The following is a 22,531-nucleotide window of genomic DNA, read 5'->3' on the forward strand; positions in this document are numbered from 1 at the left end:
GCCGTGCCCCACCCGAACGAGCACGAACTGTCCGTCGTCAATCCCGCCACCGAAGAACTCCTCGCCACCGTGCCGGCCGTCGGCGCCGCCGACGTGGACCGCGCCGTCGCCCGCGCGGGCGACGTCCAGCGCACCTGGGCGGCCGCCGCCCCCGCCGACCGGGCCCGGCTGCTGCGCCGGTTCGCCGACGAGGTCGACGCGCACGCCGAGGAACTGGCCCGGCTGGAGGTCCGCGAGGCCGGCCACCTGCTGGGCGACGCCCGCTGGGAGGCCGGCAACGCCCGCGACCTGCTGCTCTACGCGGCCGGCGGCGCCGAACGCCTGCTGGGCCGGCAGATCCCGGTCCCCGGCGGCTGGGACGTCACCTTCCTCGAACCCCTCGGCGTGGTCGGCGTCATCGCCCCCTGGAACTTCCCGATGCCCATCGCCGCCTGGGGCGCCTTCCCGGCCCTCGCCGCGGGCAACGCGGTCCTCCTCAAACCGGCCGAGGCCACCCCGCTCACCGCCCTGCGCCTCGCCGAACTCGCCCTGGCGGCCGACCTGCCCGAGCACCTCTTCCAAGTGCTGCCCGGCCACGGCCATATCACCGGCCGCGCTCTGGTCGACCACCCCGGCGTGGCGAAGATCGTGTTCACCGGCTCCACCCGCACCGGCCGCGAGGTCATGGAGCGCTGCGCCCGGCACACCAAGCCCGTCACCCTCGAACTCGGCGGCAAGAGCCCGAACATCGTCTTCGCCGACGCCGATCTCGCCGCCGCCGTCGACCCGTTCTCCTTCCTGGACAACTCCGGGCAGGACTGCTGCGCCCGCACCCGCATCCTGGTCCAGCGGTCCGTCTACGACGAGGTGCGCGACCTGCTCGCCGAGGCGCTGGCCGCCGTCGTCGTCGGCGACCCCGCCGACGACACGACCCAGATGGGCCCGCTGATCTCCCGTCAGCAGGTCGAGCGCGTGCGGTCGTACGTCCCCGAGGACGCTCCCGCGCTGCGCGGCGCCGCGCCCGACGGACCCGGATTCTGGTTCCCGCCGACCGTGCTGACCGGGGAGCGGCCGGACGGTCCGGCCGCCTGCGAGGAGATCTTCGGCCCGGTCGCCGTCCTGCTGCCCTTCACCGACGAACAGGACGCCGTCCGCCTGGCCAACGCCACCCCCTACGGCCTCGCCGGCTCCGTGTGGACCCGGGACCTCGGCCGCGCCCTGCGCGTCGCCCAGGGGGTGCGCGCCGGCAACCTGTCCGTCAACTCCCACTCCAGCGTCCGCTACTGGACCCCGTTCGGCGGCTTCAAGCAGTCCGGCGTCGGCCGCGAACTCGGGCCGGACGCGCTGGCCGCCTTCACCGAGACCAAGAACGTCTTCATCAGCACGGAGGGCCCCGCACAGTGAGCGCACCCCGTCCCGGCGCCCCGAGCGCCGTCTGCCGCCGCCTCGTCGGCCGCACCGCCGTCGTCACCGGCGCCGGCAGCGGCATCGGCCTCGCCTCCGCACGCCGGCTCGCCGCCGAGGGCGCGCACGTCGTCTGCGGCGACGTCGACGAGACCAGCGGCACGGCCGCCGCCGACGAGGTCGGCGGACTCTTCGTCAAGGTCGACGTCACCGACCCCGCCCAGGTGGAGGCGCTGTTCCAGACCGCCTACGACGCCTACGGCAGCGTCGACGTCGCCTTCAACAACGCCGGCGTCTCGCCGCCCGACGACGACTCGATCCTGGACACCGGACTGGAGGCGTGGAAGCGGGTCCAGGAGGTCAACCTCACCTCCGTCTACCTGTGCTGCAAGGCCGCCCTGCCCTACATGCGGCGCCAGGGCCGCGGCTCCATCATCAACACCGCCTCCTTCGTGGCCCGGATGGGCGCCGCCACCTCGCAGATCTCCTACACCGCGTCCAAGGGCGGCGTCCTCGCCATGTCCCGTGAACTGGGCGTGCAGTTCGCCCGCGAGGGCATCCGGGTCAACGCCCTGTGCCCGGGGCCGGTCAACACCCCGTTGCTGCGGGAGCTGTTCGCCAAGGACCCGGAGCGGGCCGCGCGCCGGCTCGTGCACATCCCCCTCGGGCGGTTCGCGGAGGCCGAGGAGATCGCCGCCGCCGTCGCCTTCCTCGCCAGCGACGACTCCTCCTTCGTCAACGCCGCCGACTTCCTGGTGGACGGAGGGATCTCCGGGGCGTACGTCACTCCGCTGTAGCCGGGGCGGACGGGCCGCCGCTGGGCGACATCGAGAAGGTCACCGGGGGCGTCCGGGCCGTCACCGGGGCGCGCGGCGCATGCCGGGCCGTCACCGGGGCGCGCGGCGCATGCCGGGACGGGTCCGCCGCCGGACCGTCACAGGAACGTGCGCCCCTCGCCCCGGTACGTCGGCACGGCCGCCGTCACCCGGTCGCCCTCGACCAGGTGCAGGGTGTCGAACCGCTCGCACAACTCGCCCGCCTTGGCGTGCCGGAACCACACCTTGTCGCCGATCAGCAGGTCGTCGGCGGGGGGACCGAGCAGCGGGGTCTGCACCTCGCCCGGCCCCTCCCGGGAGTCGTAGCGCAGCCCCTCGGGCAGATACGGCTGCGGCAGCCGGTCGGCGCCCGCCGCGCCCGAGGCCGGATAGCCGCCGCCCAGCACCGTGACCGTACCCACCCCGGGGCGGCGCACCACGGGCTGCGCGAAGAGCGCCGCCGGACGGCCGCGGAAGGACGTGTAGTCGTCGAACAGGCGCGGCACGTACAGCCCCGAGCCGGCGGCGATCTCGGTGACGGCGTCCTCCGCCGCGGTGTGCTGGACGCTGCCCGTGCCGCCGCCGTTGACGAACTCCAGGTCCGGCGCCACCTCCCGGACCGCCCGCACCACTGCCGCGCGCCGCTCCGCCAGCTCCCGCCGCGCGGCCGACTGCATCAGCCGGATCGCCCGCGACCGCAGCGGCCGCCCCGCCACCGCGTCGCCCACGCCCGCCACATGACCCTCGTACGCCATGATCCCCACCAGCCGGAAGCCCGGCCGCCGGGCCACTGCCTTCGCCAGGTCGGCGACTTGACCGGGGGAGTGCAGCGGGGAGCGCAGCGCGCCCACCCGGACCCGTCCGCCCAGCAGCCGCAGCGAGGTGTCCCACTCCACGCAGACGCGCACTGTTTCGCGGCCGCCCTCGCGTGCGGCGTCGATCAGGTCGAGTTGGGCCGGGTCGTCCGCCATCACCGTGACGGCGGCGGCCAGCTTGGGGTCCGCGGTCAGTTCCGCGAAGCCGACCCGGTCGGCGGACGGGTAGGCGAGCAGCACGTCCTCGAAGCCGGAGCGGGCCAGCCACAGCGACTCGGCGAGCGTGAACGACATGACGCCCGCGAACCCCTCCTTGGCGAGCACCCGTTCGAGCAGGGCGCGGCAGCGGACGGACTTGCTGGCGACCCGCACCGGCTTCCCGGCCGCCCGGCGGACGAGGTCGTCGGCGTTGGCGTCGAAAGCGTCCAGGTCGACGATCGCCAGCGGGGCGTCGAGACGGGCGGCAGCCCGGTCGTAACGGGCCCGGTCGGCGGCGCGCGCAGTCATGGACGCAGCCTGCCAGACGGGATTACCGCAGGGTAGGGGGACGTTCCGGGCAGAAGCCCTGCCGCGGCCGCCGACCGGTTCCCGTCCCGTCGCCTTCAGCCCGTAGAGTGACGCGACGTACGCCGGAACGGCGGAACGCTCCCGGCCGTTCGGTTGAGCCGGGATGGCACTTCGTGCGTACGGGTATGCAAGCCCGGTGACGACGCGTCGGCGCCGGCACGGCGACGAGGACGGCCGCGCCCGGAGCGACGGCCCGGCACGAGGAAACGGGGGGTGCATGAGCACGGACGCGCGCCACGCCCCGGTTCCGCCGCGTCCTCAGCGGCCCCCGCATCCTCCGCGGCCCCCGCGGCCGTCGCGCCCCCCGCAGCCGTCCGCCGCGCCCGCGGGCGAGCCCTCCGGGGAATCTCCGCCCGGGGAACCTCCGTCTGGGCAACTGCGTTTCGCCGCACCGGACTTCGGCCCGTCCCCCCGCCTCGCCGAGCCGCCGGAGACCGCGCCGAGCACTCCGCCTCCGCCCCCCGCCTCGGCCCGCTTCCCCGACACCCCGCCCCGCATCGGCCGTCCGGCCGGGGCGCGGCCGGGGGCGGTGAGGGCGCGTGAAGACGGCGAGGAAGGTTGGCCGTCCGCGCCTGGCACCAAAGCACGACCCCTTGGGGCACAGTTTGTTGAGGCGGCTTCTGCCGGGGCGCCTCGCGAGGGTGAGCGCTCGGCCGCTGAGACGTTTGCCGCTGCTGAGCGCTCGGCCGCGGGGGCGCCCGGTGTCGTAGAGGCGCGCGGCGGCGGTGCGGACGGCACTCCTGGGACGCCAACTGCCCCCGGGAGCGCCCCCAGTCACAATCCCGGGCGGCGCGGGCCGGCGCCGCTGCCGCCAAACGGCGCTGATCCCGGGCTCGCGCCCCGGCCTCGATACGACGCCGATTCCGAGCCCGCGCCTCGGACCCAATTCGGCTCTGATCCCGGGCCCGCGCCCCGGATCCGATACGGCGCTGGCACCGAACCCGCACCCCGGCCCCGATACGGGGTCGACCCCGATCCCGCACCGCTGCCGCGAAACGGCGCCGATTCCGGGCTCGCGCCCCGGCCTCGATACGGCGCCGATTCCGAGCCCGCGCCCCAGGCCCGATACGGCGCCGACGCCGAGCTCGTCCCGCCACCGCCGTACGGCGCCGACGCGAGGGAACGGCGGGGCTCCCGGCAGGCGTTGCTCCGCGCGGCCGTACGCCGCCGCACCGACGTGCCCGCGGAAGGCGTGTCCGCGCCCACCGTGCGGCTGCGTCCCCTCTCCGCGCCGCGGCCGCCGACCGTGTTCGGCGCGGGACGGGCGGCCCCCGCGGGCCCGTTGTCCGGCGCCCCGGGCGTTCCGGCCGCCGCGGGCGGCGCCGTCGTGTCGCCCGACCCGGCGCTGTCCTGGGGAGCGCCGACGGTGACCGGCGCGTTTCCCGGGCCGACCGGGACCTCTCTCCCGCACGGCGAGCCGGACAACCGCTACCCCGCGTTCGGCCGGGACCGTGTTCCCGGCGGGCGGACGCGGCCGCGGATGGCCGCGGCCGCCGCCTGCCTCGTCCTCGGCCTCGGACTCATCGGCGGCGCCGTGACCGGGAGCTGGCTCACGGCGGACCCCGCGCGGGCAGGCGCCGCCGGCGCCTTCGCCACGGCAGGCGCCCTGTGGCACAGCATCCCCGTCGACCGGCTCTTCCCGCCCACGGTGCAGGGCCGCGGCGCCGGACCCGGCGGCGCCGACCGCACCTGGACCCGTATCGCCGTCGCCCCCGACGGCGGCTGCGCGAACGCCTTCGACCCGCTGCTGGCCAAGGCCCTCGCCCCGGTCGGCTGCGAACGCCTGCTGCGCGCCACCTACACGGACGCCACCCAGACCTACGTCACCACGGTCGGCATGCTCTTCACCAAGGCCGACGCGACCGCGATGGGCTCGCTGGCCGCCCGGTTCCAGCGCGAGGGCCTGGACCGGCGCACCGACCTGGTGCCGCGCCTGTACCCGGCCAAGGGCACCGTCGCCGCCGCGTTCGGGGACCGGCAGCGCGCCGCCTGGACCGTCTCCGTGCTGACCGAGGCCCCCGTGGTCGTCTACGCCGTCACCGGCTGGGCCGACGGCCGCTCCGTGGACGCCCCCGCGCCCGCCGCCGACGCGCTGCGCGCCGGCGCCTCCTCGGCCGCCGCGCAGGCCGGACTGGGCAACGAGGCCCAGGGCCTGGCCGACCGCGTCGAACGCGGCCTGCGCACGACCGCCGGCGCCGCCACGGAGACGCCCTCGTGACCGCCGCCCCCGCCCGCAGGAGCGCCGCCCTGAGCCTGCTCCTCGCCGCCGCCCTCGCCCTGGCGCCGGCCACCGCCGCCCGCGCCGACGGCATCCGCGCCCAGCAGTGGGCGCTGGACGCCCTGCACACCCAGCAGATCTGGCGGACCACCCAGGGCAAGGGCGTCACCGTGGCCGTCCTGGACACCGGCGTCGAGACCGACCACCCCGACCTCGCCGGGAACGTCCTGCCCACGAAGGACCTGATCGGCTTCGGCGCCCGGCAGGGCGAGCGCACGTGGGCCCGCCACGGCACCGCGATGGCGAGCATCATCGCCGGGCACGGCCACGGGCCCGGCGGCGCCGACGGCGTCATGGGCGTCGCGCCCGAGGCGAAGATCCTGCCGGTGCGCGTGATCCTGGAGGACGGCGACCCGGCCCGCTCCCGGGCCCGCACCAGCCGGGGCGGCGCCCTCGCGGACGGCATCCGCTGGGCGGCCGACCACGGCGCCGACGTCATCAACCTCTCCCTGGGCGACGACTCCGACTCCGCGCACCCCGAGCCCGCCGAGGACGAGGCGGTGCAGTACGCGCTGAGCAAGGGCGCCGTCGTGGTCGCCTCCGCGGGCAACGGCGGCGGCCTGGGCGACCACGTCTCCTACCCGGCCGCCTACCCGGGCGTGATCGCCGCGACCGCGGTGGACCGCTACGGCGCCCGTGCCGCGTTCTCCACCCGCCGCTGGTACGCCGCCGTCAGCGCGCCCGGCGTGGACATCATCATCGCCGACCCGGACCACCGGTACTACGAGGGCTGGGGCACCAGCGCGGCGTCCGCCTTCGTCTCCGGCGCCGTCGCCCTCATCAAGGCCGCCCACCCCGGCCTGACGCCCGCGCAGATCAAGAAGCTCCTGGAGACCACGGCCCGCAATCCTCCGGCGGGCGGCCGGGACGACTCCCGGGGCTTCGGCATGATCGACCCCGCAGCCGCCGTCGAGGCCGCGGACCGCCTCACACCGGACGGCCTGCACGTGGCGGCGTACGGCGACCGCTACTTCGGCCCCGGCCCCGACACCGCCGAGGCGGCCCACACCGCCGACGACTGGGCCGGCCCCCTCGCCGGCGGCGCCGGGGGAGTGCTGCTGGTCGCGGCGGTCGTGCTGTGGCGGGGCCGCCGGAAGGACGACGCCGCGGACCGCACCGGACGGCAGGCGCCCCCGCCGCCCGGTTGACGGCCGCTGACCGCCCGCCGCCCCTCAGCCGCCCTCGGCCCGGCCGCCCGCCGCCGCTCAGCCGCCCTTGGCCCGGCCTCCCGCCGCTCCTCGGCGGCTGGTGGCCGCTGGCCGCACGTCATCCGCCGCCGGTATCCGTCGCCTGCTGCCAGCATCCGTCGCCTGCCGCCTGCCGCCTGCCGCCTGCCGCCTGCCGCCTGCCGCCTGCCGCCTGCCGCCTGCCGCCGGTCGTCCGTCGCCTGCCGCCGGCCAGCCCCCCCGGCCGGGCGTGCCGCTGACGGCTGCCGTCCACCGCCTGCCGATCATCCGAGCCCCTGCGACCCACGCTCCGTCTTGCCGGTCACGTCCCTCACCGCCGTCGGCTGGACACCCGCCCCGAACACCGACACCGCCGCTCGGGCCGCGCGCTCCACCAGGTCGACGCCCGCCTCCTTGGACGTGTTGCCGTGCGACAGGACCGCCACCAGGCAGTCGTCGCCGCCCGCCGTCACGCGACCCATGCTGTTGACCACCCACAGTCCGGTCGTGCTGCGCGGCAGCCAGCCGTTCTTCAGAGCCCACTTGGAGTCGTCGGCCGCGGCGGACACGCCCCAGTCCTGACCCGCGGCGACCCGCCCCATCAGCCCTTGGACGTACGCCCGCGAAGCCGCGCCCAGAGCCGACGACGCCGCGGCGCCGAACACCTGCGTGAGCAGGGCGAGCCGGTCGGCGGCCGTGGTGCGCGTCAGGCCCCACAGGCCGTCGCGGCCGCCGCAGGTGTCCGTCAGCCCGAGCCGCCGGTTCGCCGCGTCCAGGCCGTCGGCGCCGCCGACGGTCCGCCACAGCGCCGACGCCGCGTCGTTGTCGCTCTCCTCGATCATGGCGGCGGCGTCCGTCCGCTCCCGCGCGGTCAGCCGCCGGCCGGCGTCCTGCGCGCGGAGCAGCAGGGCCGCCAGGATGTCGACCTTCACGACGCTCGCCGTCTCGAAGGCGCCGTGCCCGTAGACGGCGCACTCCCCGGAGGCCAGGGAGCGGACCGCCACTGACACGGCGGCGCGGGGGGACACCGCGACCGGCGCCATCGCCGCGGCCAGCAGCGCCGACCGGCCGCCCGTCCGCTCCGTCGCCCCGCCCACCGCCGCCCTCCCGCTCACCGATCCCGCATCCGACACCCGCTCACGCCCCCGAAGCCGTCACACCGCCTGCGTCGACGCTCTCCGCCCCGCCCCGCCGACGTTCCCGACGATACGAGCGGCCGCCGCCGCTGCGGGCAGCCGCCCGCCCGACCGGGTCCGTACCGCCCGCCCGCGGGGCGGGACCGGCGGGAGGAACGTGTCCGCGGCGCTGAGGGGAGCGGCCCCTCACGGGCCCGGAATCCTCACGGGCCCGGACCCCTCACGGGCCCGGCGCGGAGCCCAGGCGCCGTGAGAAGCGGCTGTGCGGCCCGGATAGGGTCGTGAACCGTGGCGAACAAGAACATCCCCGACCCCGGCTTCTCCGACGACGACGGCTCCGCCGACCCCCGGCTGAGCGCGGCGCTCGCCGCCTGGGCCGAGGACCGCACCGCCGTGGGAGCCGTCCTGGCGGCCCTGAAGGACGCCCGGCTGCTCGTCCCCGTCGTGGCCGTGCTCGGCGAGGTCGAGGAGGACGAGAACGGGCTGCGCCGCGAGAAGACCAGCGACATGGCGGTGCCGACCCTGAAGGCGGGGGACCGCACGGCCCTGCCCGCCTTCACCTCCACCGGCGCCCTCGCCCGCTGGGACCCGGCGGCCCGCCCGGTCGCCGTGCCGCTGCACCAGGCACTCCAGGCCGCCGCGCACGAGAAGGCGGACACCGTCGTGCTCGACCTGGCCGGACCGGTGCCCTTCGAACTGACCGGCCCCGCGCTCCTCGCGCTCGCCGAGGGCCGCACCAGCGCCGACCCGCTCGCCGACCCGGCGGTCGTGGCGGCCGTGCGGGAGGCGGTGGCCGCCGAGCCCGCCGTGCTGCGCGCCCACCTCGGACCGGGGCGGGCCGACGGCGCCCTCGCCCTCGTCCTGGACCCGTCCGCCGCGACGGACCCGGCCGACGTCGCCCGCGCCGTCGCGGCACGGCTGGCCGCCAGCGACACACTGAGGGCCCGCCTGCTGCGCGGCCTCGACCTGGCCTTGCTGCCGGTCGGGGCGACGCCTCCGGGCGAGCCCTTGTACGTGAAGGAGCGGTGACGCCGTACGTGAAGGAGCGGTGACGTCATACGCGAAGGAGCGGTGACGTCGTACGCGAAGGAGCGGCGACGTCAGCCGTAGACCGGGCCCGTGTACTTCTCGCCCGGTCCCTGGCCCGGCTCGTCCGGCGCCACCGACGCCTCGCGGAACGCGAGCTGGAGCGACTTCAGACCGTCGCGCAACGGCGCCGCGTGGAAGGAGCTGATCTCGGTGGCGCTCGCGTCCAGCAGGCCGGCCAGCGCGGTCACCAGCTTGCGGGCCTCGTCGAGGTCCTTGTAGGTGTCGCCCTCCTCGGTCAGCCCGAGCTTCACGGCGGCCGCGCTCATCAGGTTGACGGCGACCGTCACGATCACCTCGACCGCGGGAACCTCCGCGATGTCGCGGGTCATGGCGTCGAAGTCGGGGTTCTCAGAAGAGGTCTCACTCATGCCCTCACGATAGGCGGTCGCCTCCGTCGCTCCCCCATTCGCCCTTGTCAAGCGATCCTGCTAATCTGATGGGCGACCGGTCGGACACGTATGCCCCACGGCTCACGCATCCGGCCCACAAGTGGAGGCTTCGAACTCCCACCTGACCGCTCTCCGGGCGGCGGGTCACCGGTCAGGCGGTCCCGCCCCTCGGCGGCGACCCGCCCGAAAAGCGCGCCCCGCGGCCATCGCGGCGGTCGCTCCGGTAGTTCGAGGAGCCCGCCTGTGATCGTCCGGGGCGTTTTTGCTGCTACGGCGCGGTTAGGTCTTATGAACACAGACATACGCGGCAGACCGTCGCGTGGTGCTACCGAGGAGGATCCATCAGCGCCGAGCCCCGCATCAACGACCGGATTCGCGTTCCCGAGGTGCGACTTGTCGGTCCCAGCGGCGAGCAGGTCGGGATTGTCCCGCTTGCCAAGGCCCTGGAGCTTGCGCAGGAGTACGACCTCGACCTGGTCGAAGTCGCGGCGAACGCCCGTCCGCCCGTGTGCAAGCTCATGGACTACGGGAAGTTCAAGTACGAGTCGGCCATGAAGGCCCGTGAGGCGCGCAAGAACCAGGCGCACACGGTCATCAAGGAGATGAAGCTCCGGCCGAAGATCGACCCGCACGATTACGACACCAAAAAGGGTCACGTCGTCCGGTTCCTCAAGCAGGGCGACAAGGTCAAGATCACGATCATGTTCCGCGGTCGTGAGCAGTCCCGCCCCGAGCTGGGCTACCGACTGCTCCAGCGCCTCGCGGAGGACGTCCAGGACCTCGGTTTCGTGGAGTCGAACCCGAAGCAGGACGGCCGCAACATGATCATGGTTCTCGGTCCGCACAAGAAGAAGACCGAGGCGATGGCCGAGGCCCGCCAGGCGCAGGAAGCCCGCAAGGCCGACGCGAAGGCCAACCCCGGCCGCTCGCAGAACGCCGCGGACGTAGCGGACGACGAGGCGGAGGCGTCGGCGGAGGCGTCGGCCGAAGCGTCGGCGGAGGCGCCGGCGGAGGCGTCGGCCGAAGCGTGACCCCCGGGGACCCGCGTCCCAGGATGTAACCGAAACAAGAGCGACGCTCCTACCGTGCCCGGTTCCGCGACCGGGCATCGGAGCGCCACCGACGAGGAGAGAACGGCGCTATGCCGAAGAACAAGTCGCACAGCGGTTCCAGCAAGCGCTTCAAGGTCACCGGCTCCGGCAAGGTGCTCCGCGAGCGCGCCGGCAAGCGCCACCTGCTCGAGCACAAGTCGTCCCGTGTGACGCGTCGCCTCACCGGCAACGCCGAGATGGCCCCGGGCGACGCCAAGAAGATCAAGAAGCTTCTCGGCAAGTGACGCGCCGGCGCGGACCGGCCGGGCGCCGCGCCCGGCTGAACCCCGACGCCGTACGTCAGGACCGGGACCCAATCGTTTCCGGGCCGTGTGAGGACACCCACGGCCCCGCTACAAGGAGTTAATCAAGTGGCACGCGTCAAGCGGGCAGTCAACGCCCACAAGAAGCGCCGGGCGATCCTCGAGCAGGCCTCCGGCTACCGCGGTCAGCGCTCGCGTCTGTACCGCAAGGCCAAGGAGCAGGTCACCCACTCGCTGGTCTACAACTACAACGACCGCAAGAAGCGCAAGGGCGACTTCCGCCAGCTCTGGATCCAGCGGATCAACGCCGCGGCCCGCGCCAACGGCATCACGTACAACCGCTTCATCCAGGGTCTGAAGGCCGCCAACGTCGAGGTGGACCGCAAGATCCTGGCCGAGCTGGCCGTCCACGACGCCGGTGCGTTCGCCGCGCTCGTCGAGGTCGCCCAGAAGGCTCTGCCGAGCGACGTCAACGCGCCGAAGGCTGCGTGACGCCCCGTCGGCCAGGGCGACAGGCCCCAGGCCGACGTGACCGGACGGACCCGCGGGCACTGCCCGCGGGTCCGTTCTGTGTGTCCGCGGGCCCGTTCTGTGTATACGCGGGCCCGTGTCCCGTGTCCCGCACCTGCCCGACCGAAGGTGAAGCTCCATGCCCCCCGCTCCCCCCGACCTCGTCTCTCCCCGCTCGCCCCGGGTGTCGGCCGCCCGGCGGCTCGCCCGGCGGAACGTCCGGGGCAAGGAGCGGCTGTTCCTCGCCGAGGGGCCGCAGGCCGTGCGGGAGGCCGCCGCGCACCGGACGGCCGGCGGTGACGGCGCCCTGATGGAGCTGTTCGCGACCCTCGACGCCGCCGACCGCTACGCCGACATCGTGGGCGAGGCCCGGGACGCCGGCGCCCGCGTCCACCTCGCCTCCGACGCGGTCGTCGACGACATCTCCACCACCGTCACCCCGCAGGGCCTGGTCGGGGTGTGCCGGTTCCTCGACACGCCGTTCGAGCGGATCCTGGCCGCCCGTCCGCGCCTGGTCGCCGTCCTCGCGCACGTGCGCGACCCCGGCAACGCGGGCACGGTGCTGCGCTGCGCGGACGCCGCGGGCGCCGACGCCGTGGTCCTCACCGACGCCTCCGTGGACCTCTACAACCCCAAGGCCGTGCGCGCCTCCGTCGGCTCGCTGTTCCATCTGCCGGTCGCCGTGGGCGTCCCCGTCGACGCGGCGGTCGCCGGGCTGCGGGAGGCGGGGGTGCGGATCCTGGCCGCCGACGGCGCGGGCGAGCGCGACCTCGACGCCGAACTCGACGCGGGCGCCATGGGCGGCCCCACCGCCTGGGTCTTCGGCAACGAGGCGTGGGGCCTGCCCGAGGAGACCCGCGCCCTCGCCGACTCCGCGGTCCGCGTCCCGATCCACGGGCGGGCCGAGAGCCTGAACCTCGCGACCGCCGCCGCCGTCTGCCTGTACGCGTCGGCCCGCGCACAGCGTGCTTCCGGAGGATGCCGTTCCGTGACGGGAGCCTAGTAAGGTGACCGGCCCGGGGGCCTACGGCGCCGGTGGAGAAGCGGGGTACGGGGATGGGTGGCGGCACCAGCAGCGCAGCGGGCGGACGCGACGCCCGACGCCCGATCCCGCCCTGGACGGCCGATGAATCGATACAGCCGGCGCCCGCGAACGCGCCCGCACCCCCGGGCGTACCCGGCCCCCCGTTAACGGACGTAGCCACACCGGCGCCCGCGGGGGTACCCGTGCCTGCACCGGCCTTCGCGGGCGCACCCCAACCCGAACTGGCGCGCGCACCCGAAGCCGCACCCGCACCCGATCCGGCGCGCGCACCCGATCCGGCGCGCGCACCCGAAGCCGCCCCCGCCCCTGAAGCCGCCCCCGCCCCTGAAGCCGCCCCCGCCCCTGAAGCCACACCCGCACCCACGCCCGCCCCCGTCCGCAGCGCCGATCCCGCCGCGCTCGGCGTCGGCCCCGACGACCTGCCGGACGGCCTGGTCGTCGCCGACGAGCACGGCCGGGTGATCGGCTTCAACGCCGCCGCCGCCCGCATCACCGCCGTCCCCGCGCAGCGCGCCCTCGGCCGCCGTCTGGAGGAGGCGCTGCCGCTGGAGGACCTGGAGGGGCGGCGCTGGTGGCAGCTCACCGACCCCTACGGCGGCCTCGCCGTCCGGAGCCGCCAGCCCGAGCGCAACCTCCTGCTGCCCGGGGGCCGGGAGGTGCTGGTGTCCGCGACCTACGTCCGCGACCGCCCCGCCGGGCCGGTGCGCCGCGTGGTCGTCTCGCTGCGCGACACCGAGGCGCGCCGCCGCACCGAGCGCAGCCACGCCGAGCTGATCGCCACCGTCGCCCACGAGCTGCGCTCCCCGCTGACCTCGGTCAAGGGCTTCACCGCCACCCTGCTCGCCAAGTGGGAGCGGTTCACCGACGACCAGAAGCGGCTGATGCTGGAGACCGTCGACGCCGACGCCGACCGCGTCACCCGGCTGATCGCCGAACTGCTCGACATCTCCCGCATCGACTCCGGCCGCCTGGAGGTGCGCCGCCAGCTCGTCGACATAGCGGCCGCCGTCGGCCGCCACGTCCAGGCGTACGTCGCCGCGGGGCAGCCCGCCGACCGCTTCCTGGTCCGCACCGAGCAGCCGCTGCCCGATCTGTGGGCCGACCCCGACAAGATCGACCAGGTGCTGAGCAACCTCATCGAAAACGCCGTGCGCCACGGGGAGGGAACTGTCACCATCGACGTCATGCCCGCGGCGTCGCCTCGCGAGAGGGAGGACGCCGGCACGTCGGTCACGGTGAGCGACGAGGGGCCCGGCATCCCGGAGGAGTCCATGAACCGCGTCTTCACCCGCTTCTGGCGGGGCAGCAAGCGCGGCGGCACGGGTCTCGGGCTCTACATCGTCAAGGGCATCGTCGAGGCGCACGGCGGCGCCGTCACGGTCGGCCGCGCCCCCGAGGGCGGCGCCCGGTTCCGCTTCACCCTGCCCGTGGGCACCCCGGCGCACCTGCTCTAGCGGCCGTCCGCCGGACCGAGCCGGGGACCCACGGGCGCCGCCGCGTTCCCCAGCCCCGTTAGACTCGGCCTTTGGCACCTTTGTGTCCCACCACTGGAGACGGAATGTCCACGAGTCGGTGACGGGGACCGTCAGCCAGCCAATCGGAAGCACGGGAAGACATGTCGGCACCCAATAAGTCGTACGACCCTGTCGAGGTCGAGGCGTTGAAACCGGAAGAGATCGAGCGCATGCGGGACGGGGCGCTCGCCGCCTTCGCCGCCGCGGACTCCCTCGACGCGCTCCACGAGGCCAAGGTCGCGCACACCGGCCCGGCCTCCCCGCTGGCCCTCGCCAACCGCGAGATCGGCGCGCTGCCCCCGCACGCCAAGGCGGACGCCGGCAAGCGCGTGGGCATGGCCCGCGGCGCGGTCAGCAAGGCCCTCGCCGCCCGCCAGGGCGAGCTGGAGGCCGACCGCGACGCCCGCGTCCTGGTCGAGGAGGCCGTCGACGTCACGCTGCCCTACGACCGGACGCCGTCCGGCGCCCGGCACCCGCTGACCACCATGATGGAGCGGGTCTCGGACGTCTTCACGGCCATGGGCTACGAGATCGCCGAGGGCCCCGAGGTCGAGGCCGAGTGGTTCAACTTCGACGCGCTCAACATCGCGCCCGACCACCCCGCCCGCACCATGCAGGACACCTTCTTCGTCCGGGCGGCCGCGAAGGGCGCCGACGGCGCCGGCGCCGTCGACGGCGAGGACAGCGGCGTCGTGCTGCGCACCCACACCTCGCCCGTGCAGATCCGCTCCCTGCTGCACCGCGAGCCCCCGGTCTACGTGGTCTGCCCCGGCCGGGTGTACCGCACCGACGAGCTGGACGCCACGCACACGCCGGTCTTCCACCAGATCGAGCTGCTCGCCGTCGACGAGGGCCTGACCATGGCGGATCTGCGGGGCACCCTGGACCACATGGTCCAGTCGCTCTTCGGCGCCGACATGAAGACCCGGCTCCGCCCGAACTACTTCCCCTTCACCGAGCCGAGCGCCGAGATGGACATGCTCTGCTACGTGTGCAAGGGCGCGTCCGTGGGCGACCCCGACCGGCCCTGCCGCACCTGCTCGTCCGAGGGCTGGATCGAGCTGGGCGGCTGCGGCATGGTCAACCCGCGGGTGCTCGCCGCCTGCGGCGTCGACCCGGAGAAGTACAGCGGCTTCGCCTTCGGGTTCGGCATCGAGCGGATGCTGATGTTCCGCCACAACGTCGAGGACATGCGAGACATGGTCGAGGGTGACGTCCGGTTCACCCGGCCGTTCGGGATGGAGATCTGATGCGGGTCCCGCTTTCTTGGCTGCGGGAGTACGTCGACCTGCCGGCGACGGAGACCGGGCGCGACGTGCAGGCCAAGCTCATCGCCGCCGGCCTGGAGGTCGAGGCCGTCGAGCAGCTCGGCGCCGACCTCAAGGGGCCGCTCGTCGTCGGCCAGGTGCTGACCGTCGAGGAGCTGGAGGGCTTCAAGAAGCCCATCCGGTTCTGCACCGTCGACGTCGGCCAGGCCAACGGCACCGGCGAGCCCCAGGAGATCGTCTGCGGCGCCCGCAACTTCGCGGTCGGCGACAAGGTCGTCGTCGTGCTGCCCGGCGCGGTGCTGCCCGGCGGCTTCTCGATCGCCGCGCGCAAGACCTACGGCAGGGTCTCGCACGGCATGATCTGCTCCGGCGACGAGCTGGGCATGGGCGACGACGGCTCCCACGGCATCATCGTGCTGCCCCCGGAGCACGAGGCCGGCGCCGACGCCGTCGAGCTGCTCCAGCTCGTCGACGAGGTGCTCGACATCGCCGTCACCCCCGACCGCGGCTACTGCCTGTCCCTGCGCGGCGTCGCCCGCGAGGCCGCCATCGCCTACGGCCGCCCGCTGCTCGACCCGGCGCTGCTCGACGTCCCGGGGCCCAACGCCTTCGGCCACCCGGTGCAGATCGCGGACCCCTTCGGCTGCGACCGCTTCACCGCCCGCACCGTCACCGGCCTCGACCCCGAGGCCCGCTCGCCGATCTGGCTCCAGCGCCGGCTCCAGAAGGCGGGCATGCGCCCGATCTCGCTCGCCGTCGACGTCACCAACTACGTGATGCTGGAGCTGGGCCAGCCGCTGCACGCCTACGACCGCGCCCGCGTCCAGGGCACGATCGGCGTGCGCCGGGCCGAGCCGGGCGAGCAGCTCACCACGCTGGACGGCGTCAGCCGCACGCTGTCCGACGAGGACCTGGTCATCACCGACGACCGCGGTCCCATCGGCCTGGCGGGCGTGATGGGCGGTGCCCACACCGAGATCGACGACACCGAGGGCACCACCACCGAGGTCGTCGTCGAGGCCGCCCACTTCGACCCGCTCTCCATCGCGCGCACCGCCCGTCGGCACAAGCTGTCCTCCGAGGCGTCCCGCCGCTTCGAGCGCGGCGTCGACCCGCAGGCCGCCGCCGCGGCCGCGCAGCGCACCGTCGACCTGCTGGTGCTGCTCGCCGGCGGCAGCGCCGACGGGGGCGTCACCCAGGTCGTCGCGCCGTCCGCGCCGCACACCATCGCCCTCCCGGCCGACCACCCCGACAAGGTCGCCGGCGTCGTCTACGGCCGCGAGACCGTCGTACGGCGGCTCCAGCAGATCGGCTGCGACGTCTACGGGCAGGACGAGCTGATCGTCACCGTCCCGTCCTGGCGGCCCGATCTGACCGACCCCAACGACCTGGCGGAGGAGGTCATCCGGCTGGAGGGCTACGAGAACCTGCCCTCCACGCTGCCCCGGCCGCTGCCCGGCCGCGGCCTGACCGACCGCCAGCGGCTGCACCGCAGGGTCGGCCGCGCGCTGGCCGGCGCCGGGTACGTCGAGGCGCTGAACTACCCGTTCCTCGGCGAGGCCGCCCTCGACCAGCTCGGCCTGGACGCCGACGACCCGCGCCGCACCGTGGTCACGCTGGTCAACCCGCTCTCCGACGAGGAGCCGGCGCTGCGCACGACGCTGCTGCCGGGCCTGCTCGGCGCGCTGCGCCGCAACCACGGGCGCGGCGGACACGACCTGGCGCTGTTCGAGACCGGCCAGGTCTTCCGGCCCACCGGCGACGAGAAGGTCCCGGCCCGGCTGCCCGCCGACCGCCGGCCCACCGAGGAGCAGCTCGCCGCCCTCGACGCGGCGCTGCCGCACCAGCCCCGCATGGCCGCCGCCGTCCTGGCCGGCGCCCGCGAGCAGACCGGCTGGTGGGGCGCGGGCCGTCCGTCCGACTGGGCCGACGCGATCGAGGCGGCCCGCGCCGTGGCGCGCGAGGCCGGCGCCGAGCTGACCGTCCGCGCCGACCAGCGCGCCCCCTGGCACCCGGGCCGGTGCGCCGCGCTGTACGTCAAGGGGGACGACGCGGACGGCGAGCAGATCCTCGTCGGCCACGCGGGCGAACTCCACCCGCGCGTCGTCGCGGCGATGCACCTGCCGGAGCGCTCCTGCGCGATGGAGATCGACCTCGACCTGCTCCAGCGGGCCGGGGACGGCATCGCGCGGGCGCCGCGGATCTCCGCGTTCCCGGTCGCCACGCAGGACGTCGCCCTCGTCGTCGACAAGCCGGTCCCGGCCGCCGACGTGGAGGCCGCGCTGCGCGAGGGCGCCGGCGACCTCCTGGAGTCGCTGCGCCTGTTCGACGTCTACGAGAACGCCGAGCACCTCGGCGAGGGCCGCAAGTCGCTGGCGTACGCGCTGCGCTTCCGCGCCCCCGACCGCACGCTGACGGTGGACGAGGCGACCGCCGCACGCGACGCGGCGGTGGCCCTGGCCGCCGCGCGCACGGGTGCGGCGCTGCGGAGCTGAGCACGGCGTACGAGGGGCGGGTCCGCGGCGCCGGACCTGCCCCTCTGCGGTGACCTGCGCCCCTGCACACGGGACCGTTCTCACTCGTTCGGGTGAGAAGGCAGGGTGATCCCGTCCACGCGCGGCGATCTCTGGACACAATCAGACCGGCCCTGCGGGGTCGGCCCGTGCTGCGCCGCGGACCGGCTGTTCCGGGGCCGATCCGCGCTGTCGGGGGCCTGATGGGGGGTCGTGGCCATGATGATCCGCACCAGGGCTGGAACTCCGTGCCGTATGCGCCCCGGCGCCCTCGCCCTGGCCGTGGGCACCGGACTCTTCCTGCACGCCCGGCGGTCGATGCTGCACGAGCTGCGCCAGGCCCGCGCGGTCGCCGGGGCGGCCCAGAGCGCGCTGCTGCGCCCGCTGCCCCCGCGGCTCGCCGGACTCTGCCTGGCGGCCGCCCAGTGCTCCGCCGACCAGGGCGCGGCCGTCGGCGGCGACCTGTACGAGGCGGTCGCCACCGAGCACGGCGTACGGGTCGTCATCGGCGACGTCCGCGGCCACGGGCTCGCCGCCCTCGGCACCGTCGCCGCCGTGCTCGGCAGCTTCCGCGAGGCCGCGCACGACGAGGCCGAGCTGACGGGCGTGCTGCGCCGCCTGGACCGGGCGCTGGCCCGGCATCTGCGCACCCGGCACCCGGAGCGCCCAGCGGCCGGGGACGCCGAGGACGCCGAGGACTTCGTCACCGTGCTCCTGCTGGAGATCGCCGCCGACGGCGCCCTGCGCGCCCTCAACTGCGGCCACCCCTGGCCGTACCGGCTGGCCGGCGGCAAGGCGGCGCCGGTGGCGCGCACCGAGCCGCTGCCGCCGCTGGGCCTCTTCCCGCTGCCGTCCGACCTGGCCGCCGAGAACCTGGGCGGCTTCCGTCCCGGGCAGACGCTGGTGCTGTACACGGACGGCGTCGAGGACGCCCGGGACGCCCGCGGCCGGTTCTTCCCTCTCGGCGCGGTCCTGTCCCGGGCCGCCCGGCGCGGCCCCGTCTCCTCCGCGGCGGTGCTGCGCGCCGTCTTCGCTCCGCTGCTGCGGCACACCGGCCACCGTCTCGCGGACGACGCGGCGGTCCTGGTGCTGCACAACGACCGGCAGCCCGCCGACGACCGCGACCCGACCGGAGACCGGGAGCCCGCGTACCGCCGGGCGCCCACCGACGGCGGCGGCGGAACCGGGAGCGACCCAGAGGGCACTGAAGCCCGGGACGCCGCAGGCGCCCGCGGTCCCGTCGATGTCCAGGGACCCGCTTCCCCCTCACCGCCCGCTCCGGCGCGCCCGCCCGCCCCGCCGCGGAGCGTCGGGCAGGCGGCGGAGCGGGCGGCGCGGTTGCGGGCCGCCGTACTGTTCGAGGGGGAGCCGGCGGCCCGGCCGGCCTCGTGACGAGGCGCCTCAGTCAACCGCCCGACCACGCTCGGCGACAGCGCGCGCACGCCGTCCCCGCGCGCACTCCGTTCACACCCCGTGTGAATCCGCCCGCACTACGCTGTCCGCACCGAGCCGTCGGGGGGCCGTCATGCCGCACAACGCACTGCTCGACGCGATCCTGGACGAGGCCGGGGTCTCGCACGCCGGGCTCGCCGCGCACGTCAACCAGGCGGGACGCGCCCGGGGTCTCGCCCTGCGCTACGAGCACACGGCGGTGGCCCGCTGGCTGAAGGGGCAGCGGCCGCGCGGCCAGGTGCCCGACCTGATCTGCGAGGTGCTGGCCGCCCGGCTGGACCGTCCGGTCACCCTCGACGACATCGGCCTCGGCGTGCCCGGCGAACCGGCCGCCGAGCACACCACCTCGCTGTCCGGCTTCGTCGAGCGGGCCACCGCGCTGTGGCGCTCCGACGAGCAGCAGCGTCCGCACGTCCTGGGCGCTCCCGCGATGACGGGCACGCCCGCGGTGATGCCGGTGTGGGAGTGGGAGAACCCGCCCGAGGACGTGGACGTCTCCCGCGGCGGCCGCCGCCCGGTCACCCCGGCCGACATCGAGATGCTGCGCGCGGCCCGCACGCACTACGAGCAGATGTACCGCAAGGCCGGCGGCGTGGCGACCCGCGGCCGCGTCGTCGGCTTCCTCAACGCCGAGGCGGCCCCGCTGCTGCGCGGCAGCTATCCGGACGCCACCGGGCGCCAACTGCACCGGGCCACCGGAGGTCTGGTCGCCATCGCGGGCATCTGCGCCTACGACTCCGACGCCCACGGGCTCGCCCAGCGCTACTTCCACCAGGCGCTGCGGCTCGCCAAGGCCAGCGGGGACCGGGGGCTGGGGGCCTATGTCATCGCACTGCTGGTCAACCAGTCGCTGTTCCTGCGCGAGCACCGGCAGGCGGTCGCCTTCGCCGAGGCCGCGCTGCGCGCCGCCGGACGGCACCTCACCGACGCCCTCGCCTCGGACCTGTACGCGATGCAGGCCAAGGCGTACGCCCACCTCGGCGACGGCGCGAGCGCGCTCTCCGGCATCCGCCGGGCCGAGGCGGCGGCCGAGCGCATCCGGCGCGGCCACGAGCCCGACGAGACCGGTTACGTGCAGCCCGGACTGGTCAACGTCCAGGTGGCGGAGGCCCTGTTGAGCCTCGGTGAGCTGGCCGCCGCCGAGGAGCACGCCGTCGCCGCGGTGGACATACCGGCGCACGACCGCGGCCGGGTGCACCGGCTCGCCATGCTGAGCACCGTGGAACTGCGCCGGGGCAACGCGGACCAGGCGGTGGCCACCGCCGTGCGGATGGCCGAGCAGGCGCGGGGGATGGAGTCGCAGCGGCTGCGGGACAGACTGCGGGCGGTGCGCGAGCACCTGGTGCGCAGCGGCTGCGCGGGGACCGCCGAGGCGGCCGAACTCATCGACGGAGCGTTGCGCGTGCCGCTGTGACGCATGGCGCGGCAGGCGCCTCATCGTGCGCCTGCTGCCGGGCCGTCACGACTGCGATATTGCCACTGACCCGACGGAAGGTGGCAGAACCGTGCAGTGGACGAAACAGAACGAACAAACTGTGTACGCGAATCGCTGGTTCGCGGTCAACCTGGCGGATGTGAGGCTGCCGGACGGCCGGCGTCTGGACCACTTCCTGATACGGCTGCGGCCCGTCGCCGCGGCCACCGTGGTCAACGAGGCCGGCGAGGTGCTGCTCCTGTGGCGGCACCGGTTCATCACCGACACCTGGGGCTGGGAACTGGCGGCGGGCGTCGTCGAGGACGGCGAGGACGTCGCGAGCGCGGCGGCCCGGGAACTGGAGGAGGAGACGGGCTGGCGGCCGGGACCGCTGCGCCACCTCATGAGCGCGGAGCCGTCCAACGGCCTCACCGACGCCCGGCACCACGTCTACTGGGCGGACGAGGGCGAGTACCTCGGGCACCCCGTCGACGACTTCGAGTCCGACCGCCGCGAGTGGGTCCCGCTCAAGCTCGTGCCCGATCTGATCGCCCGCGGCGAGGTCCCGGCCGCCACCATGGCCGCGGCGCTCCTGCTCCTGCACCACCACCGGCTCGGCCAGGACGCTTCACGCTGAAACCGCGTCGGCAGGGACGCCGGGGTGCAGCCCCTCCCGGCCGGACGCGCCGGTCTTCCCGGGAGGACGGCGCCGGAGCCCCGCGCCTCCCGGGACGACCGGCGGCCGTCAGATCGCGGCGGCGGCGGACGCGGGGACGGAGTCCAGGAACTCCAGGAGCGCCGCGGTCACTTCCGCCGGGCGCTCCTGCTGCGTCCAGTGCCCGCAGCCCTCCAGCACCAGGGGCGCGCGCCACAGGCTGGGCATGCGGTCGGGCAGGCTCTCGATGAACTCGGGGGCGCCCGGGAAGGCGGGCACGGGGTCGCGGTCGCCGTACACGTAGAGCGCCGGCACGGTGACCGCGGCGCCGGCCCACGGCGCGGTCAGCTCCCAGTTGCGGTCGAGGTTGCGGTACCAGTTGAGCGCGCCGGTGAAGCCCTGCGAGAAGCTCTCGGCGAGCGCGTCGAGGTCGTCCTCGGTGCACCAGTCGGGCAGCACGCCGGGGTCGGGCATGGCGGCCAGCCAGCCGCGCTCCGGGTCGACCAGCGGCTGCTTGACCGCGCCGGGAGCGTCGCCGGAGGCCGAGTAGAGGAACTTGCGCAACGCGGTGCGCGGATCCCTGCCGAACTCGGCGTCGGCGACACCGGGGCGGTTGAAGTAGTTCCAGTAGAAGCGGCCGCCGAACTGCCGCTCCATGGCGGCCAGCGGCGGCTCCTTGCCCCGGGTCGGCGGCGGCACGCTCAGGCCGGCCACGCTGAGGACGAGGTCGGGGCGCAGCAGCGCGGTGTGCCAGGCGACCGGCGCCCCCCAGTCGTGCCCCACGACGTGCGCCTTCTCCTCGCCCAGGGCCTCGATCAGCCCGACGACGTCGCCGACCAGGTGGAGGATGGTGTACGCGTCGACGTCCGCGGGATGGTCGCTGCGCCCGTAGCCGCGCTGGTCCGGGGCGACCACGCGGTAGCCCGCGTCGGCCAGCGGGCCGAACTGGTGGCGCCAGGAGTGCCAGGACTCGGGGAAGCCGTGCAGGAGGATCACCAGCGGGCCTTCGCCCTGCTCGGCGATGTGCAGACGGATCCCGTTCACGTTGACCATGCGATGCTCGACCATGGAAACGAGCGTACGCGTCGTGATCTTCGCGGCCGCCGGTCTGCTCGGCCGTCCGCGCGGGGCGTACCGGTGCGGGCGGCCGCCGTACCCGCTCCGGCGA

Annotated in this window: 19 protein-coding genes; 15 read left to right on the top strand and 4 right to left on the bottom strand. The window is 75.2% G+C overall.

Annotation, left to right across the window (positions count from 1 at the left end; genetic code table 11):
• Window positions 1–3: 3 nt before the first annotated feature.
• Window positions 4–1,383 carry an aldehyde dehydrogenase family protein gene (locus tag ABZ861_RS08520; protein ID WP_361625809.1) on the top strand — a complete coding sequence of 460 codons (1,380 nt, stop codon included), beginning with the start codon at window positions 4–6 and terminating at the stop codon, window positions 1,381–1,383.
• Window positions 1,380–2,180 (top strand): 3-oxoacyl-ACP reductase, encoded by an 801-nt coding sequence (locus ABZ861_RS08525; protein ID WP_361625812.1) that lies wholly within the window; start codon window positions 1,380–1,382, stop codon window positions 2,178–2,180. Before ABZ861_RS08520 ends, ABZ861_RS08525 begins: the two co-directional genes overlap by 4 nt.
• Before the next feature lie 137 nt (window positions 2,181–2,317).
• Here ABZ861_RS08525 and ABZ861_RS08530 read toward each other — a convergent pair whose 3' ends face one another.
• Window positions 2,318–3,520, bottom strand: coding sequence for an amino acid deaminase/aldolase (locus ABZ861_RS08530; protein WP_361625815.1), 1,203 nt, complete (start codon window positions 3,518–3,520; stop codon window positions 2,318–2,320).
• A gap of 1,252 nt (window positions 3,521–4,772) precedes the next feature.
• On the opposite strand from ABZ861_RS08530, the gene ABZ861_RS08535 reads away from it, so the two are divergent.
• Together ABZ861_RS08535 and mycP are read left to right on the top strand one after the other, a co-directional pair.
• Window positions 4,773–5,798: a hypothetical protein gene (locus ABZ861_RS08535; protein WP_361625818.1), complete on the top strand. Its 1,026-nt coding sequence runs from the start codon at window positions 4,773–4,775 to the stop codon at window positions 5,796–5,798.
• Complete coding sequence (gene mycP, locus ABZ861_RS08540) at window positions 5,795–7,006, top strand: type VII secretion-associated serine protease mycosin (RefSeq protein ID WP_361625821.1); 1,212 nt, start codon at window positions 5,795–5,797, stop codon at window positions 7,004–7,006. Before ABZ861_RS08535 ends, mycP begins: the two co-directional genes overlap by 4 nt.
• A 302-nt stretch (window positions 7,007–7,308) precedes the next feature.
• On the opposite strand, the gene ABZ861_RS08545 is transcribed toward mycP, so the two are convergent.
• On the bottom strand, window positions 7,309–8,067 hold the full coding sequence (locus ABZ861_RS08545) for a serine hydrolase (RefSeq protein WP_361626220.1): 759 nt from the start codon (window positions 8,065–8,067) through the stop codon (window positions 7,309–7,311).
• A gap of 381 nt (window positions 8,068–8,448) precedes the next feature.
• On the opposite strand from ABZ861_RS08545, the gene ABZ861_RS08550 reads away from it, so the two are divergent.
• Window positions 8,449–9,189, top strand: a complete 741-nt coding sequence (locus ABZ861_RS08550) for an SseB family protein (RefSeq protein ID WP_361625824.1) — start codon at window positions 8,449–8,451, stop codon at window positions 9,187–9,189.
• 71 nt (window positions 9,190–9,260) lie between these two features.
• Here ABZ861_RS08550 and ABZ861_RS08555 read toward each other — a convergent pair whose 3' ends face one another.
• Window positions 9,261–9,617, bottom strand: coding sequence for a DUF1844 domain-containing protein (locus ABZ861_RS08555; protein WP_361625827.1), 357 nt, complete (start codon window positions 9,615–9,617; stop codon window positions 9,261–9,263).
• 362 nt (window positions 9,618–9,979) lie between these two features.
• Here ABZ861_RS08555 and infC point away from each other — a divergent pair, with 362 nt between their 5' ends.
• From infC to ABZ861_RS08605, 10 genes are all read left to right on the top strand, one after another.
• Window positions 9,980–10,669, top strand: a complete 690-nt coding sequence (gene infC / locus ABZ861_RS08560; RefSeq protein WP_361626223.1) for a translation initiation factor IF-3 — start codon at window positions 9,980–9,982, stop codon at window positions 10,667–10,669.
• Between the two features lie 110 nt (window positions 10,670–10,779).
• The gene (gene rpmI, locus ABZ861_RS08565; protein WP_003989075.1) at window positions 10,780–10,974 is read left to right on the top strand and encodes a 50S ribosomal protein L35; all 195 of its coding nucleotides are present in this window, start codon (window positions 10,780–10,782) and stop codon (window positions 10,972–10,974) included.
• Between the two features lie 126 nt (window positions 10,975–11,100).
• Entirely contained in the window at window positions 11,101–11,484 is a 384-nt protein-coding gene (gene rplT / locus ABZ861_RS08570) for a 50S ribosomal protein L20 (RefSeq protein ID WP_361625831.1), read from the top strand.
• Between the two features lie 157 nt (window positions 11,485–11,641).
• Window positions 11,642–12,505: an RNA methyltransferase gene (locus ABZ861_RS08575; RefSeq protein WP_361625834.1), complete on the top strand. Its 864-nt coding sequence runs from the start codon at window positions 11,642–11,644 to the stop codon at window positions 12,503–12,505.
• A 224-nt stretch (window positions 12,506–12,729) separates the two neighbouring features.
• Window positions 12,730–14,001: an ATP-binding protein gene (locus ABZ861_RS08580; protein WP_361625837.1), complete on the top strand. Its 1,272-nt coding sequence runs from the start codon at window positions 12,730–12,732 to the stop codon at window positions 13,999–14,001.
• Window positions 14,002–14,162: 161 nt separating this feature from the next.
• Complete coding sequence (pheS, locus tag ABZ861_RS08585) at window positions 14,163–15,311, top strand: phenylalanine--tRNA ligase subunit alpha (protein WP_361625840.1); 1,149 nt, start codon at window positions 14,163–14,165, stop codon at window positions 15,309–15,311.
• Window positions 15,311–17,824, top strand: a complete 2,514-nt coding sequence (gene pheT, locus ABZ861_RS08590; protein ID WP_361625843.1) for a phenylalanine--tRNA ligase subunit beta — start codon at window positions 15,311–15,313, stop codon at window positions 17,822–17,824. The genes pheS and pheT overlap by 1 nt, the downstream gene beginning before the upstream one ends.
• 237 nt (window positions 17,825–18,061) lie before the next feature.
• On the top strand, window positions 18,062–19,234 hold the full coding sequence (locus ABZ861_RS08595) for a PP2C family protein-serine/threonine phosphatase (protein WP_361626226.1): 1,173 nt from the start codon (window positions 18,062–18,064) through the stop codon (window positions 19,232–19,234).
• Between the two features lie 133 nt (window positions 19,235–19,367).
• Window positions 19,368–20,708: a transcriptional regulator gene (locus ABZ861_RS08600; protein ID WP_361625846.1), complete on the top strand. Its 1,341-nt coding sequence runs from the start codon at window positions 19,368–19,370 to the stop codon at window positions 20,706–20,708.
• Window positions 20,709–20,799: 91 nt separating this feature from the next.
• Window positions 20,800–21,345, top strand: coding sequence for an NUDIX hydrolase (locus tag ABZ861_RS08605; protein WP_361625849.1), 546 nt, complete (start codon window positions 20,800–20,802; stop codon window positions 21,343–21,345).
• A gap of 108 nt (window positions 21,346–21,453) precedes the next feature.
• Here ABZ861_RS08605 and ABZ861_RS08610 read toward each other — a convergent pair whose 3' ends face one another.
• A complete protein-coding gene (locus ABZ861_RS08610) occupies window positions 21,454–22,431 on the bottom strand; it encodes an alpha/beta hydrolase (protein WP_361625852.1) in 978 nt (325 codons plus the stop codon).
• Window positions 22,432–22,531 lie beyond the last annotated feature (100 nt).

The sequence above is a fragment of the Streptomyces sp. NPDC046985 genome (assembly GCF_040644415.1).
Classification (GTDB): domain Bacteria; phylum Actinomycetota; class Actinomycetes; order Streptomycetales; family Streptomycetaceae; genus Streptomyces.